The organism is Candidatus Zixiibacteriota bacterium, assembly GCA_036397555.1.
Taxonomy (GTDB): domain Bacteria; phylum Zixibacteria; class MSB-5A5; order WJJR01; family WJJR01; genus DATKYL01.
The window spans coordinates 486,502-502,992 of sequence record DASWIS010000008.1; the positions used below are offsets into that span (position 1 = coordinate 486,502).

Consider the following 16,491-nt stretch of genomic DNA (forward strand, 5'->3'; position numbering starts at 1 on the left):
GTCCAGCGTCGCCCAACTGCTTCAGCGGCGAGGAGCGGTCCTGATTAATGCTGACGCAATCGGGCATGAACTCCTCGAACACTCTGTCCTCGTCCGCCGTCGAATCCGAAGGGCCTTCGGGAATTCCGTCACTGTCCGTGGCCTCATCGACCGCACCGTGTTGGCGCGTCTGGCGTTTGCCACACCTGCGAACACATCAGCGCTGAACGCCATTATGCGCCCGCCGCTTGTCCGCGAGGTGGCGCGTCGTATCAGGGCCGGACAGAAACGCCGCGACACGGTCGCGATAGTGCTCGATGCCGCCCTGCTTCTGGAGTGGCGCGGCGCGGGCTTGCAATGGGATTATCTGATCGGTGTGTGGGCTCCCGAATCGGTTCGAACATCACGCCTCCGCAGCCGGGGGCTTGACGCGCCGGAAGTGCGTCGCCGGGCGCGTCGTCAATTGCCTTGGAGCCGGAAGCGCCGACAATGTGATTGTCTCATAAAAAATGACAGGACTTTGTCAATCCTTCGGCAACGGACGTATCGCTGCTGGGAAAAGATGTTATCTTCGTGTTCGCGGCGAGGCAGCCGCATCAGCAACAGGAGAGTCCGATGAACGCGACGGCCGACCGGCGGAACCCCTATCGTTTTGGGATCGACCAGTTAAAGTCCAAGGCGCGGGACATCCGACGAGACATTATCACAATGCTGGTCGAGGCAAAATCGGGACACACCGGTGGGCCGATGGGCTTTGCTGATGTCGCAACGGCACTCTTCTTCAATGAACTGGTCTACGATCCCAAAAACCCAAAGTGGCCGTGGAGGGACATGTGGTTTTACTCGTTTGGGCATGTGACCCCGATCCACTATTCGGCACTTGGCGAAGCGGGATTCTTCCCGCTACGGGACCTGATGAAGTTCCGCAAGTTCAACGGCCACCTGCAGGGACATCCGTCTTCGCTGGATACGCCCGGTGTGGAGGTTTCCTCCGGCTCGCTGGGGCAGGGCCTGTCGATTGCCTTTGGCGCCGCTTACGGCTCCCGGATGGATGGTCACCCGCGACGTGTCTACGGGTTGCTCTCCGACGGCGAACATCAGGAAGGGTCGATCTGGGAAGCGATCTTGTCGGCAGGTCACTACAAGCTCGACAACCTCTGCGCGATCGTCGACTACAACAACATCCAAATCGACGGATACATCGAAGACATCATGGGGCTGGCTCCGCTGGCCGACAAATATCGAGCGTTCCGCTGGCATGTCATCGAGATTGACGGCCATGACCTGGCTGCCATCTTGTCGGCACTGGAAGAGGCGCGACGGACCAAGGGCAAGCCGACTGTCATCCTGGCGCGAACGGTGATGGGACAGCCCATCTCATTCATGTTGAACAATTACGAGTGGCATGGGAAACCGCCGACTCCGGACGAAGGGGAGAAAGCGCTGGCTGAATTGGGGACGACCTATGCGCAATGGTCCGAGCGGCTCCTATCCAACTGAGCGGAGAAATCAATGCCGGAAATGAAGAAAACGCGCGAAGGATTTGGCCGCGGGCTGGTCGAGTTGGGGCATTCCCATCCGGACGTCGTCGTGCTGGTGGGAGATCTGACCGATTCGACAATGGTCGGTTTCTTCGCCAAGGAATTTCCCGACCGCTTCATCGAGATGGGCGTCGCCGAACAAAACATGATGAACACGGCGGCCGGCCTCTCGCTGGTCGGCAAAATCCCGTTTCTCTCGACCTACGGTGCCTTCGCCACCTGCCGCTGCCTGGACCAGATTCGCGTGACCGTTTGCTATTCCGACCTGAATGTCAAGATCGGCGGCGCGCACGGGGGTATTTCTGTAGGCCCCGATGGAGCCACCCATCAGGCGATGGAGGAGATTTCGATCCTGCGTTCGCTGCCGAATATGAAAGTGATCGTGCCGTGCGATTTCCACGAAACGAAGAAGGCCACACTCGCCGCGGCCGACATCTGGGGGCCCGTGTACATCCGCTTCGGTCGCGAAAACGTGCCGGTCGTGACCGATGCCGACACACCCTTTGAATTCGGGCAAGGTTTGCAGATGCGCGATGGCGCCGATGTCGCAATCATTGCCTGCGGCGTCATGCTCTACGAAGCTCTGGAGGCCGCCGAAAATCTGTCGGGCCATGGTATCGAAGCCCGCGTCATCAATCTGCATACCGTCAAGCCGATCGACCGTGAAATCATCATCGCAGCGGCCGAGGAATGCGGTGCAATTGTGACCGCTGAAGAGCACCAAATCAACGGGGGGCTTGGAGGGGCGGTCGCAGAAGTCGTTGTGCGTTATCGCCCGGTCCCGATGGAGTTTGTTGCCGTCGACGACCGTTTCGGCCAGTCCGGCAAGCCCGATGAACTCATGGCTGCCTTCGGATTGAAATCTCCCAACATCGTCGCCGCCGTCGAGAAAGTACTCAAACGCAAACGCGCCGGGGCGATGGTATCGATGATCGGTTCCTCAACCGAGTGAAGGTCCTGCACCACAACCGAGTCAACGAGTTGCTGACCATCGAGAAACCAAACGTGATTCCGTTTGCCCGACGCATGGTCGATTTGGGGACCGAGACGGCATTCGAGGTCTTGGCCAAGGCACGACAACTGGAAGCGCAGGGGCGAACGATTGTCCATCTGGAGATCGGCGAACCCGATTTTAATACGCCGGCGCACATTGTCGAGGCGGCCGTTTCCTCTTTGCGTTCCGGTGCAACGCATTACGGCCCGTCTGCCGGGTTGCCGGAGACGCGGGCTGCGATTGCGCGATATGTCGTCGAGACGCGTGGTGTCGATGTGAACGCCGACTGGGTCGTAGTCACTCCCGGGGCCAAGCCGATCATGTTTTTCACGATCCTCGCGCTGATCGACCCCGGCGACGAAGTCATCTATCCGAATCCCGGTTTTCCGATTTACGAGTCGGTCGTTCGCTTCGTCGGCGGACGGCCGGTCCCCATTCGCCTCCGCGAAAGCAGAGACTTCGGGCTTGATGTTGACGAACTCTCATCGCTGGTAACAGAGCGAACCAAACTCATCATCATTAACTCTCCCCAGAACCCGACCGGCGGGGTCCTGGCGTCCGAAACACTGAGGGCCATCGCCCGGCTGGCGATGGAACGCGACTGCTACATCCTCGCCGACGAAATCTATTCGCAGATCGTCTACGATGGAGCGTTCGAAAGCATCCTGCATGCCAATCCGGAAGTCCGCGACCGCGTCATTTTGCTTGATGGAATGTCCAAGACCTTTGCCATGACCGGATGGCGACTCGGATGGGGTGTGATGCCACCCGAATTGGCACGGGCGGTCGCGCGGTTGCAAACCAACAGCAACTCGTGCACCGCGACCTTCTCACAGCAGGTCATTGAGCCGGCGTTGTTCGGTCCGCGCGATGACATTAAAGGCATGCTCAGTGAGTTCCATCGCCGCCGTGACACGATCATCGGTGCCCTCAACGCCATTCCGGGTATACGCTGCCGATGTCCCGCTGGCGCTTTCTATGTCTTTCCGAACATCAGCGAACTGGGCCTCACGTCTCAGCAAGCGGCCACTCGCCTTTTGGATGAGGCGGGAGTGGCAACGCTCTCCGGGACTTCGTTTGGATCGTTCGGCGAAGGCTTCCTGCGGCTCTCGTATGCCAACTCCATGGAGAACATCATGGAGGGTGTCAACAGAATTGGGCGTTGGGCAAAGGGACTATAGCATAAGCTATTGGCGCCCCTACGCTTAATGAAGCACCAGCTCCAGCCCGGTGCATTCCGACTCCTTCCGGCTCTTGTGTCCGCCTAAGCCGCATTCTCCCAGCACCTTCCGGCGATGGTCCAATCGGACAAGCCGAACGGCTCGAAATAGCAAGTTTACCCTTGACACACATATAGATCGACGGAAATTGGGCTTAGGGAGGTGATCGTCGCCTTGTGGCGGCCGATCACCTGTGTTGGGGGGACCAGTCGGGGGCAAACCGCAACGGATTATACCCCGAGCGCGATGGATCGCGGCAAACCCACCTGAGTCCCACAATCTGAAGGTACCAAGGGTCGGCTGTAGGCACTGCCGACCGGAGGCAGTATTGCGATGCGAGCGCTCGCGCAAACGGAGCAGTGGCTGGCGCGCATAACGCTGGCACTCTCCCCCGATGTCGTGTGCGGGGGTCATACACGGGCTGGTCGGCTATTGAACATTGCAAACCTGACGATATGACAAACAGGATCAAGTCATAAGGAGGGGGACATTGGCTAAACTGCACAAATCCATCTGGCTAGCGGCCGCGCTGGTCGTCTTCTGCGCCGAGTCCGCGTGGGCCGTCAATGTCGGCAAAATCTCCGGCACAGTCACCGATGAGACCAGCGGCGAGCCGATCATCGGCGCGGCGGTCGCGATCGTCGGCACGCCGATCGGTTCGCTGACCGACGTCGACGGACGCTTCATCATCCTGAATGTACCGGTCGGCACGTACACGCTGAGGGCGTCGCTGGTCGGCTACACATCGGTCGAGTACGCGAACGTGAGCGTCTCAGTCGACCTGACGACCTACCAGAATTTCTCTCTGAAAGAGCAGGCGGTCGAACTCGGGGCCGTTACGGTGACGGTCGAGCGCCCGCTGGTGCACCGTGACCGCACATCGTCGATCCGATTAATTGACGAGGAGATGATCCAAAACCTACCGACACGCGGATATCAGGACGTTGTCGGGCTGCAGGCCGGGTCTGTGCGGTTCGCCGACAACGTGAGTGTCAATGCCGGGCGCGGTGCCAGCGAGAATACGACCACCGGCAGCGTTTACGTCCGCGGCGGGCGCGCCTCGGAAGTCGCCTATTATGTGGACGGTTTCTCCCAGCAAGACCCGCTGACCGGGCTATCGACCACCCAGATCAACAACAATTCGATCAAAGAAATCTCAGTCGTGACCGGCGGATTTAACGCCGAGTACGGCCTGATCATGTCCGGCGCCGTCAATGTCACCACCAAGGAAGGCGGCGACGCCTACCACGGCACGGTGGAGGCGGTGACCGACAACTTCCACGGCGACAACTTCGACTACAACGTGTACTCCGGCGTTCTCAGCGGTCCGATCATCCGCGAGAATAACCAGCTCACGTTCTATGTCGCCGGTGAACGCCGCTGGGCGCGCGACCGCGATCCACGGGCACGTACCCACGAGGTCTTGCCGACCAATCAGCTTCTCAACAACTACTCGGGACTGTGGAACTGGCAGGCGAAGACCGCCTGGCGGCCGAATTCCGATGTTGTCGTCCGCCTCGGGTCCAACGGGTCCGTGGAAAAGTGGCGGGCATACTACCACGAGTACCTGTTCAATGTCGAGCACATGCCCCGGTATGACGATCGCAATTTCTCGTTCTTCGGGGAGATCACGCACACGTTGAATCCGAAGACGTTCTACACCGCGAAAGCGAACTGGTTTTCGACTGAGCGCACGAACGGCGACGGCGTTTATTTTGACGATTTGTGGGCCTATGGACGTCCCAGCGGCAACCCGCGCAATGACGACGAGGACCTCTACCGCGCCTGGGACGACATGAATCTCAACGCCGACAGTCTCGAAAACCACGTCATCTACCGCGAAGTGACCGAGACGGTCACCGAGATGCGCGAAGTTGAGCTGCCCGATGGCACGATGGATTCCATCTCGTTCGTTGTCTCCGGCGACGAATCGCATGTGTGGGACGGTTTCATCCACCGCCAGTCTTCCTATATCGGCGGAGATATTGATCTGGTCAGCCAGATCCATCCCAACCACGAACTCAAGCTGGGCGCGGAAGTCCAGCGGCACACGCTGCGCCGCTATGAGCATTATTTCCCGACTCAGATTTACCTCGGCGTCAACGGCGGTTTTGACGATGCCAATTTCTATGGCTACAACGAGCTCGGCGAGGAAGGCGATCCGGGCGGGCTCAATGATGCCAAGCGCCCGATCAACCTGGCGGGATACTTTCAGGACAAGTTTGAATGGGAAGGGATGGTTCTCAACGCCGGGCTCCGTCTCGACTACTTCGATTATCGCACGGAGCGCCTGCGTGATCCGGAAAGGCCGCTCGATCCCGACGGTTTCCTCGATCCGGAGATCACGCCCGACCCCACTGAAGACCAATTGTTGGAGGCCCAGCGCCTGACCGAAAGCGACTTGACGACATCCGAATCGGTCGCGCGGGTATCGCCCCGGCTCGGGGTTGCGTTCCCGATCTCCGATGGTTCGGTCCTGCACTTCTCATATGGGAAGTTCTTCCAGCGCCCGGACCTTGAAAATCTGTACGTGAACTACGACTACCTCGAGTACAAGATTCGCACCGGCGGCTATTTCGTGGCGTTCGGCAACCCGAACCTCGAGCCCGAAGAAACGACCGCCTACGAGTTCGGCTGGCGCCGGCAGATGAACGATTACACGGCGGTCGATGTCACCGCATTCTACAAAGACATCAAAAACCTCACCGAGGTCATCAACCAGCCGACCGAGCCCAACAGCTTCGCCACCTACCGCAACCGCGACTTCGGGACGGTCAAAGGACTGGAATTGCAGTTGGATATGCGCCGGATCCACGGTGTTTCCGGCCAGGTGAACTACACGCTGTCATTTGCCGAGGGAACCGGCTCATTCGCCAACACGAAGCGGAATATCGCCTGGACCGCCGACGAGGCGCCCACACAAGTCAGTCTGCTGGACTTCGACCAGCGGCATAATGTATCGGGCGTGATCGACATTCGCGCCGGCGCTCAGGAAGGCCCGAAGATCGGCGACATGTTTCCGCTGGAACGCGCCGGTGTCAACTTCGTGTTCACGGCCGGCTCGGGATTCCCGTACACACCGACGACCGTATACAACGAGGTCACACTCGGCGCCGTGTCTCCCGATGCCGACGGTCAGATCAACTCCGGTCGCACACCCTGGCTGGTTCGCTTCGACATGAAGGCCAATAAAGAGTTCGTCGTCGGACGCGGATTCAACCTCGACATCTACTTCTGGGTGATCAACATCTTCGACCGCGACAATGTTGTCGATGTCTACGAGTCGACCGGTGAGGCCGATCGCACCGGCTGGCTGGACACGCCGTCGGGACGGGAATTCGCCGATGCCCACGCCGAGGGCGACGACGCATCGTTCATCGGCAGCAGCACGACGCCATTGAGCGGTGAGCAGAAGTATGAGGTCCGGCAGCTTGATCCGCGCAACTATGATACCCCGCGACAGATTCGATTCGGGGCGCGTTGGACATTCTAACGAGCAGATTGCCCCGTCCGTCGGGGCCCGTGACTTATGGATGATCGATCAAGGAGGACAGGGATGAAACGCTGGATACAGGCGGGCACGGCGTTCCTCGTGGCGCTACTCGCCGTCGATGCGGTCATGGCGGCGGTCCCCATGCGCCATCAGCCCTCGCGCGCGGAAATTGCCATCATCGACGGCACCACGACGTTTGACGCAAACAACCTCGAGATGTTCGTGACCAATGTCGGCAACTTCGCCTACGACCGCTCGGCCTCGCGCGGACGGAATGACGGTCTGTACTTCCCGAAGGGAACCTCGCAGACCGCCATTTTCGCCGGCGGCATCTGGCTGGGAGGGAAGATCAACAACGTGATCCAACTGTCGGCAGCCGAATTCTCAGACGACTTTACTCCGGGCCCGATGCTCGACGGCACCTATCAGCCCGATCGCGGCAGTTTCCGCGTCTACAAAATCAAAAAGGGAGATACCCGCGAGAGCAATCCGCACTATCGGGACTGGCCCTTTGCCGATGGCGCGCCGTTTGTGAAAGATGCAAACGGTGACCCGGTGTACGATGACGAGGAATACATGATCCCGCTGTTGCTGGGCGATCAGGCGCTGTGGTGCGTCTTCAACGATGCCGATTTCGCCGATCACGCCTCCGATGTCGGCCTGGGGTCCACGCGGCCGCTGGGCTTGGAAGTACAGCTTTACGTGTTCGGCTACGCACGCTCCGGCGCGTTGGGCAATACGATCTTTATGCGCTACAACATCATCAACAAGGGCGATGCGACCATCGACAGCATGTTCGTTTCGCTGTGGGCCGATCCCGACTTAGGCGGCGCCAGCGATGACTTTGTCGGATGCGACACCCTGCGCTCGCTGGGCTTCTGCTGGAACGCCACAAACGCCGACCAGGTCTACGGATCAATGTGTCCCGCGGTCGGCTACGACTTCTTCCAGGGACCGATCGTTCCGCTTGAAGAGGGTGAAATCGACTCGGCGTGGGTGTCGAGCAAGGGCATGTACATCCAGGGGTACAAGAATCTGCCGATGACGTCGTTTAACAAGTACATCAACGGGACCGACCCGAACAATAACATCGAGGCCTTCAACTACATGCGCGGTCTCAGCCGTGAAGGAGACATTCAGATCGATCCGTTCACCGGCCAGCCGACGAAATTCGTTTTGACCGGTGACCCCAACGCGGGCACCGGCTGGCTCGATGAAAACGAGAGCGACCGCCGTTATATGATGAGTTCGGGGCCGTTCACGATGGCTCCCAACGACTCGCAGGAAGTGGTCGCCGCCGTCCTGGTCGGACAGGGAACCAACAATCGTGAGTCAGTCGATGTCCTCAAGCGTCTCGACGATATCGCTCAGTCGGTTTTCGACGCCAATTTTGACATCCCCGGTCCGCCGCCGCCGCCGCAGGTGTGGGCGGTGCCCTATGACGGCGCCATCCAGCTTCTCTGGGGAACGCAGTCCGATGGAGACGTGCAGGAAGCGCTCGGACCGCCCGATGACGAAGGCAATCAGGAAGTCATTCAGCGATTCGTCTTCGAGGGATACAACGTTTACCAGGGTCAGTCCGGTTCCGGCCCCTGGACCCTGATCAGCACATTTGATGAAGAGAATGGCGTCGAACGCATCTACTTCGATGTCGACAATCCCGCTGGGAAGGAACGCATTGTTACGCAGCGGGGCTCCGACGCCGGTGTTGCTCATGATTTGTGGATTACACAAGACCGTGTCAACAGCCGCGCGATCATCAACAATCGTCCCTACTGGTTCGCCGTCACCGCGTACAACTTCGACGCACTCAATCAATCCGACTTTGTGGTCGGCGGAAATACATTCGGCATCATTGCTGAATCATTCGAAAACCTGATCAGCTCCCAGTCGGTCGAGGTGACGCCGGCTTCGTATACGGGCATACTGGCGGACACCGCCGAACACATTGAGGGTATCAGCGGCGGCACGGTCTTAGTCGACGTCGCCAGCCCGGGAATGGTCACCGGACATACCTACCATGTGACGTTTAACGAAGACGCTTCATGGAATCTTGTCAATACGACGACGCAAATGACGGAGTTGGAGGATCAGCAGGGCGCGATCGCGTCGCAAATCGTCGATGGATTCGTCGTCCGGGTGCTGGGACCTGCTGCAGGCGTCAGCGCCATCGTTGAAGTCGCCAACGGCGGCGGTCCGGTCGATCCGCCGGACAACGTCATGTATAGCCTTAACTCCACCGGAGACTGGTACGTATCGTCGGATCAAGCGAACAATTTTGGCAGACTAAACTGGCAAGGGCTGATTGGGATCAGCGATTGGGAGTTTCGTTTTACGGAAGAGGGGTCCGAGTACTACGACTTCAATACCGACACCAAGTGGGGGAATCGTACCCCATTTGAGGTCTGGAATATCGGCGTCGGAACACCCGACGACCCTTCCGACGATCGCCAACTGCAGTTTGCGGTCATCGACGACGATGAGTCGGGCGGCTGGTCGATGGGTGACCGTATCTACGTGATTGAACTGGACTATTTCGAGCCGCTCCCGGATGACTTCGATTTCGGCGGGAACTTCCCCGACCAGTTCCACATCGGACGCATCGTGTTCAATGACAATTCGGGCAACGGTCCGCCGCCGACCGGAACGATTGCGCGCTTCTCGACGCACAAGCCCAATGCCATGGGTGACATCTTCGAGTTTACGACAGTGCTGACCGATATGAACGACGGCACCGTGATCGCCAACACGGTCGAAAACGTGCATCCGGTCCCGAATCCGTACTACAACACGCACGCGCTCGAGGTCGACCAGTTCAATCGTTTCATCAAGTTCATCAATCTGCCGCCGACCGAGGTGACGATCCGCATTTTCAATCTCGCCGGCGATTTGGTCAAAACCATCCAGCGCACCGATCCGACGCAGGCCGAAGCGCGCTGGGACAATATCACCAACGAGGCGGGCGTCCCGATCGCCTCGGGACTGTACATCTATCACATCACGGCCGAGGGACTGGGCAGCAAAGTCGGCAAGATGGCGATTTTCACCGAAGTGGAGCAGCTCGACAACTTCTGATCGGAATCGAGTGGTTCCGCCGCGGGCGGAACGTCACAATGGAGGCAGGGATGAGATTCACTCGAATGTTGACAATCGGAGCGGTCGTGCTGCTGTTGCCGGCGGTCGTCCGCGCGGGTGATGATTTGAAGATCGGTACCGCCGGCGCGCAGGAACTCCGCATCCCGGTCGGCGCGCGCGGGGCCGCCATGGGCGGCTCGGGCGTGGCCTTTGCCACCGGCATCGATGCACTCTTCTGGAATCCGGCGGGCGCGGCGACCATTCAGGGCGTCGATGTCATGTTCTCGCGGCGCGAGTACATCGCCGATATCGATGTCGATTACATCGTCGCCGCCTCGACGATCGGCGACATGGGGGTGTTCGGCATCACGGCGAAGATTCTCTCGATGGGCGATGAGTTGATCACGACCTTCGAGGCGCCCAACGGCGATGGAACGACCTTCGGCTCATCGTTCTCGATCATCGGTTTATCGTGGTCACGGACGATGACAGACCGCGTGGCGGTCGGGCTCAGCGGTAATGTCGTCTACGAGAAGATCGCCGAGCAGGCGGCCACCGGTGTGGCGTTTGACGCCGGTGTCCAATACAATCCCGGCTGGAACAACCTGACATTCGGCGCGGTCATCAAAAATCTCGGCCCCAAAATGCGATTCGACGGCAAGGGTTTCGACGAGGACGCGGGAACGTCCGATGATCCCAGCGGACGCGATCATGTCGCGCGCACACGGTCCTCGAGCTTCGAGCTGCCCTCGTATGTCCAGCTCGGTATGGCATACAAGGCGATGGAACAGAACAACTCGGTCGTCAATCTCACCGGCGCATTCCAATCGAACAACTTCTCCGAAGACGAATTCCGGGCCGGTGGCGAGTACGCCTACAACGATGCATTCTTTGTGCGCGCCGGGTATACCGAGTCCAACCAGAGTCAGTATTTGTATGGATTCTCGGCCGGTGCGGGTGTCCAGTTTGAATTGGGAGACACGCAGCTTCAGGTCGACTATGCCTGGGGCGAAAGTGAGTTCTTCGACAACAATCAGACGTTCTCACTGACAGTCAATTTCTAAGACATTCTGTCAGTCTGAGTCTTCTGACCGGCCCCGGAAACATTCGGGGCCGGTTTCTTGTGGATTGTCGAAGCGATTCGTACGATTCATGTTGTAGCGGCGTATAACCAGCGCACCGGTCAAGCCCTGTGATGCCACTACCGATCGACAAGACCTTGCAAACCCTGTTGGCCGGGCTGACCCTTGTCGTGTTGACTGCCACGGGCTGGGCTCAGAGCCGTCCCACACCCACGCCGCCGGACAGCAAGCCGCCGATCATCAACGTTATTTACCCGCGCGACAGCCAGGAGGTCGCGTCTGTCGATTCGACCTTCATTCTGGGCTCTGTCACACCTGGGTCACGGTTGGTGATTAACGGCGTCCAGGTCTCCGTATATGAGACCGGCGGCTTCCTGGCTTTTTTGCCGGTCACGCCGGGAGACTTTGCGTTCCATCTCCACGCTGAGAATGAACGGGGACGCGACACGGCCATCGTCAACCTCCGGGTCGCAGATCTTCGGCCGATCCCCCCCGATTCCGGGGTTCGCATCCGCAGCGAATCGGTGGGACCGCTGTGGACCCGGACCGTCCGCCCCAACGATGAAATCAGCGTGCAGTTCTCCGGCACGGTGAGTTGCCGTGCGTCGTTCCGAATCATCTCGCCCGGTGACACGACACCATGGCATCGAATGGTCGAACTGAAGAATACGGCGCCAACCGTGTGGAATCCCGGCGAGAGCGATCCGTTCCTGATGGTTCCCGACTCGATGCCCGTCTATCCGTCGGCACGTGAAGGACCGGGCACATACCACGGTATCTGGCGGACGCCGTCGGGTCTGACTTGGGACACGCTGCGGATTGAGGTTCGTCTGCGGAGCCCATCAGACTCGGCCGAGGCATCCACGGCGATGGCGCCCGGACGATTGGTGCCCGTCGAGTTTTGGCCACCGCGCGTCGTGGAGCTGACCGACAGCGTGCAGATTCTGCGGATGGGTCCGCGACTGGGGTATTTCACCATTATGCAGCCGGCCGGCGTGCGGGTGCGCTGGTGGGGGCGGGCGGGACCGTGGACCATCCTGGAACCAGCGCCGGGGTATGAAGCGTGGATCGAAACGGAAAAGACGCGCTTGCTGGCGGAGGGTATGCCCCTGCCCGGGTCGCTTATCTCGCGGATGAAGACTGTCGCATCGAAGTCATCGGTCATGCTTCAGATCGGCACCAGCGAGCGGCTGCCGTTTAAGGTCACCGTGAGTGACGATCTGCGCAGACTGCGCATTCTCATATTCGGTGCGACCGCAAACACTGACTGGATCGAGCAAGACCCCGCCGACGACATGATCCAGGAAGTGTCATGGGAGCAAACACGCCCCCAAGTGTACGAAGTCACCGTTAACCTCCATAAACCTGTTTGGGGTTATGACGCGCGATACGAGGGCGGACAACTGGTCGTTGAGTTCCGGCGCCCGCCACAGCTACGCCGGGAACTGGAAGGATTCAAGGTCGCAGTCGACGCGGGCCATAGCGTCGATCCGGGTGCGATCGGGCCGACCGGACTAATGGAAAAAGATGCGAACCTCAAGATCGCCTGGGAAGTGAAGCGCTTTCTGGAGCGCAAGGGAGCGCAGGTTATTATGACCCGCTGGGCCAGCGAAGATGTCCCGCTCTATGATCGCCCGGCTATCGCCAACTCACAAGGAGCTGATCTGTTCGTCTCTGTTCACAACAATGCCGTTCCCGACGGCATCAACCCGTATGCTCGCAACGGCACAGGAACCTACTTCTACCATCCGTTCTCTCGCGATCTGGCGCGACAGGTGCACCGCTGGACCCGCGACGCGACCGGGCTGGATGATTATGGCTTGACCGGGGGCAATTTTGCAGTGATCAGGCCGACCCAATACCCTTCGGTTCTGATTGAATGCGCGTTTATCATCATCCCCGAACAGGAAGCGCTGCTCTACACGCCTGAGTTTATCACCCGAATCGGGCAGGGAATCGCCAACGGCGTTGCCGAATTCGTCCGCGAACGTCTCGGCCGATAATCCGCTTATTATTTCTTGACGGCGCCCGCAGTCAGACCCGCGATAATCTGTCGCTGAAAAATCAGAAAGGCGACCAGCACCGGCAATGTGGCCAGTGTAGCGGCTGCAAAGAGGTGCGGCCGATCGACCCCCTGAAAGCCGCGAAACATCGCCAGCGCTACCGGCAGCGTTCGCGCGTGATCGCCCGTCAGGATAAATGGAAACAAAAACGAATTCCACGTGAGCCAGAAGACCTGCACCGCCAGCACCGCCAATGCCGGACGGCACATCGGCAAGACGATCTGATAGACCACGCGCCACGGCGGCGCGCCGTCGAGCACCGCCGCCTCTTCGACCTCACGCGGTACGGCGGTGACCGCGCTGCGGACCAGCAGGATTCCCAGCGGGTTGACGGCGAACGGCACAATGATCGCCCACAGGGAGTCATACCATCCGAGCTGATGAATCAGGATGTACATCGGCACGATGAGAATGTATTGCGGGACCATAAGAATCGCCGCCGCCGACCAATACAGCAGCGCGCGCCCCGGAAAATGCACGCGTGCCAGCGCATACCCGACCGGAAAACACAAGACGACATTGGCGACGGTCACGATAATGGCGACGACGAATGAGTTCGCTGCATGCCGTCCAAACGGCATCCGCGTAAACAAGTCGGTGTAATTCGACCACACGGGTCCTTCCCGCAACGGGTTGAACCAACCGGCGTTCCAGTCGGGTGAGACAGAACCGACTACCATCCACGCGAGCGGAAACAGCATCGCCGCCACGACCACGGTCAGGATCGCCGATAAGACAGCGTCTTGACGACTTCGTGCGACCGGGCTGACGTCTGAGCGCCGCACGACTATTCCTCCGGTCCCCGTCCGAACGAGAACAATCGAAATTGTATCGCCGAGAAGATGGCAATCGCGACGAAGAGAACGAATGCCGCCGCCGACGCATACCCAAGATTGAAGCGTTCGAATCCCGACTGGTAAACGTGATACACGGCCGTCGTCGTCGACCCCAGCGGCCCGCCCTGGGTCATCACGAAGATCTCGGTGAAGACTTGAAAACTCTTGATGAGATTGATGACGATTGCATAAAGAAGCGTCGGACGCAGGTACGGCCAGGTGATTGACCAAAACCGCCGCCATGCGCCGGCCCCGTGAAGAAGAGCATCTTCGTACAATTCACCCGGGATGTGCTGCAGTCCCGCGAGAAACAGCAGAGCGAAGTATCCGATGGAAATCCAGATATCCATGACCATCACCGCCGGGAGGGCAGTGGCATCCGACAACAGGAAGCCCTGACGCGGGACCGGCAGCCCGATCATCTCCGCCAGGCGGTGCAAGTACCCGCCCTGGCCATACATGTGAACGTATACCAGCGCCATCACGACCGTTGCCGTCAGCGTCGGCATAAATATACCGGCGCGGAACAGCATGCGTCCCCGGATACGACGATTCAATGCGAGTGCCGCGACGATCGACAGCGCGGTGGTCACCGGAACGGTCCCAAACGTGAAGACCATCGTATGCCAGAACGCCCGCCAGAAATCGGGATTGCCGAGCACGGCACGGAAATGGTCAACTCCAACGAACCGCCAGTGACCGGCGAAAATGTCGACATCGACAAACGAAAGAACGAGTGCGTACCCGAAGGGGTAGAGCCAGAACAACCCGAGAACGATGCACCACGGCGCGGACAGCAGCCAGCCCGCCCGGCGATCGACCAGATCCGGTGTGCCGTCAGGGGCCATCGACCGCCTTATAAATCCGAGCGCTGCTCAGCTAAGATGGCGTTAATGCGTTCGCAAGTCTGTGCCAGTGCGTCTTGGGCCGCGAGACGGCCGTAGATCGCCTGTTCGATCCCCCATTCCAACGCTTCCTCAATCTCAACCCAACGGGGGTGCGATGGCGACCACTTGGTCTGCGGAATCTGGCGAATAAACACCTGGCGGATCGAGTCTTCCATGAAGTAGGGATTGATGGCGACGTCCCGGTGGGCCGGCGTGGCATTGCCGGTGGCAATGCACAGATTGAAAATATGCTTCGGCGCGAGCAGATGTCGCGCCAGCTCGAGTGCCTCCAGTCTGTGCGCCCCCCGACGGGGTATCGTCAGGTATTCCCCGCCCGCGAACGACGTCTGACTGCCGACGCCGGGTGCGGCGAATGGTATGCGGAATGCCGAGTATGCCATCGTCTTGCCTGAACGTTTCAGCTTCTCGTACATCCAGTCGCCGGACATCAGGTACAGCAGCTTGCCGTCGATGAAGAGTTCTTCGAGAGCGGCCTGCTTGTCGATCAGCCCGCTGGTGCTCAGCGTGGTCAGCAGCTGGATCGCTTCCAGCCCTGCGCGGCTGTCGAGCGCGCACTCAGACAGGTCTGGTGTGAGTAGTTCGCCTCCGGCAGACCACAGGTACGGGAGAAATGCCTTGTACAGTCGATGACGCTCGGCAGCATTGACACCATAGCCGTACATGACGGGCTTGGTGGTCGTGGCGGCCATTGCGTTGGACATCAGGTCGCGCCAGATGATCGGGTGGTCCGCATCACCACGCACGATGCGAGCTATGTCGTCGTTTTGGTAGATCACCCGCGTCGACAAATACCACGGCAGCGCCCAGCATTGCTCACCGTAGAAACAAGGCGGCCAGCCCGCCAATGTATCTCGGTACCGCGCGCATTCGCGGGAGAGGTCCATCAAGGCGCCGGCAGCGGCAAATTGCGCGATCCAATCCGACCCCAATTCCAGCAGATCCGGAGGGCGACCCGCGGCAAAGGCGGCGACGATCTTCTGATACCCATTGTCCCACGTCAGATCGGTGACTTCAACTTTGTATTCCGGATGCAGCAGTTCAAACTCTGTCACTGCCTGCGTGATCACAGCGCGGACACGGGGCTCAGTCCAAAACTGCCAGAATTGAATAACGGTCTTCTCGCCATCTTTGCCCGACCCGCCCCCGCATGACAATGACAACGAGCCGGCGACAGCTAACGCACAAAACCACAATAGCTTAGGAGAGCCGGAGGGTCGATGCGATCCTGAAAGTGCTCGGTCGGCCATCGCCACAAACAGTCTGTGAACCCGACAGGTGTCAAGGATGAACCGGGGTTCGA

10 protein-coding genes are annotated in these 16,491 nt (G+C 59.5%); 7 read left to right on the forward strand and 3 right to left on the reverse strand.

All coding sequences use genetic code 11. The features are described from left to right. Nucleotides 1-594 precede the first annotated feature (594 nt). The 7 genes from VGB22_03610 (at nt 595) to VGB22_03640 (ending at nt 13,387) form a co-directional block, all read left to right on the forward strand. Nucleotides 595-1,479, forward strand: a complete 885-nt coding sequence (locus tag VGB22_03610; GenBank protein HEX9750366.1) for a transketolase — start codon at nt 595-597, stop codon at nt 1,477-1,479. Nucleotides 1,480-1,491: 12 nt separating this feature from the next. Then, nucleotides 1,492-2,472, forward strand: a complete 981-nt coding sequence (locus tag VGB22_03615; GenBank protein ID HEX9750367.1) for a transketolase family protein — start codon at nt 1,492-1,494, stop codon at nt 2,470-2,472. Continuing rightward, nucleotides 2,469-3,695 carry a pyridoxal phosphate-dependent aminotransferase gene (locus VGB22_03620; GenBank protein HEX9750368.1) on the forward strand — a complete coding sequence of 409 codons (1,227 nt, stop codon included), beginning with the start codon at nt 2,469-2,471 and terminating at the stop codon, nt 3,693-3,695. The genes VGB22_03615 and VGB22_03620 overlap by 4 nt, the downstream gene beginning before the upstream one ends. 529 nt (nt 3,696-4,224) lie before the next feature. Next, nucleotides 4,225-7,227, forward strand: coding sequence for a TonB-dependent receptor (locus tag VGB22_03625; GenBank protein ID HEX9750369.1), 3,003 nt, complete (start codon nt 4,225-4,227; stop codon nt 7,225-7,227). A 63-nt stretch (nt 7,228-7,290) separates the two neighbouring features. Continuing rightward, on the forward strand, nt 7,291-10,302 hold the full coding sequence (locus VGB22_03630; protein ID HEX9750370.1) for a T9SS type A sorting domain-containing protein: 3,012 nt from the start codon (nt 7,291-7,293) through the stop codon (nt 10,300-10,302). Nucleotides 10,303-10,367: 65 nt separating this feature from the next. After that, nucleotides 10,368-11,366, forward strand: a complete 999-nt coding sequence (locus VGB22_03635; GenBank protein ID HEX9750371.1) for a PorV/PorQ family protein — start codon at nt 10,368-10,370, stop codon at nt 11,364-11,366. Nucleotides 11,367-11,497: 131 nt separating this feature from the next. Further along, nucleotides 11,498-13,387 (forward strand): N-acetylmuramoyl-L-alanine amidase, encoded by a 1,890-nt coding sequence (locus VGB22_03640; protein HEX9750372.1) that lies wholly within the window; start codon nt 11,498-11,500, stop codon nt 13,385-13,387. An 8-nt stretch (nt 13,388-13,395) separates the two neighbouring features. Here the strand turns inward: VGB22_03640 and VGB22_03645 are convergent, their stop codons facing one another. The 3 genes from VGB22_03645 to VGB22_03655 are packed head-to-tail and all read right to left on the reverse strand — an operon-like array spanning nt 13,396 to nt 16,438. Further along, nucleotides 13,396-14,232: a carbohydrate ABC transporter permease gene (locus VGB22_03645; protein HEX9750373.1), complete on the reverse strand. Its 837-nt coding sequence runs from the start codon at nt 14,230-14,232 to the stop codon at nt 13,396-13,398. Between the two features lie 2 nt (nt 14,233-14,234). Beyond that, complete coding sequence (locus VGB22_03650; GenBank protein ID HEX9750374.1) at nt 14,235-15,131, reverse strand: sugar ABC transporter permease; 897 nt, start codon at nt 15,129-15,131, stop codon at nt 14,235-14,237. Nucleotides 15,132-15,139: 8 nt separating this feature from the next. Continuing rightward, nucleotides 15,140-16,438, reverse strand: a complete 1,299-nt coding sequence (locus VGB22_03655) for an extracellular solute-binding protein (protein HEX9750375.1) — start codon at nt 16,436-16,438, stop codon at nt 15,140-15,142. Nucleotides 16,439-16,491 lie beyond the last annotated feature (53 nt).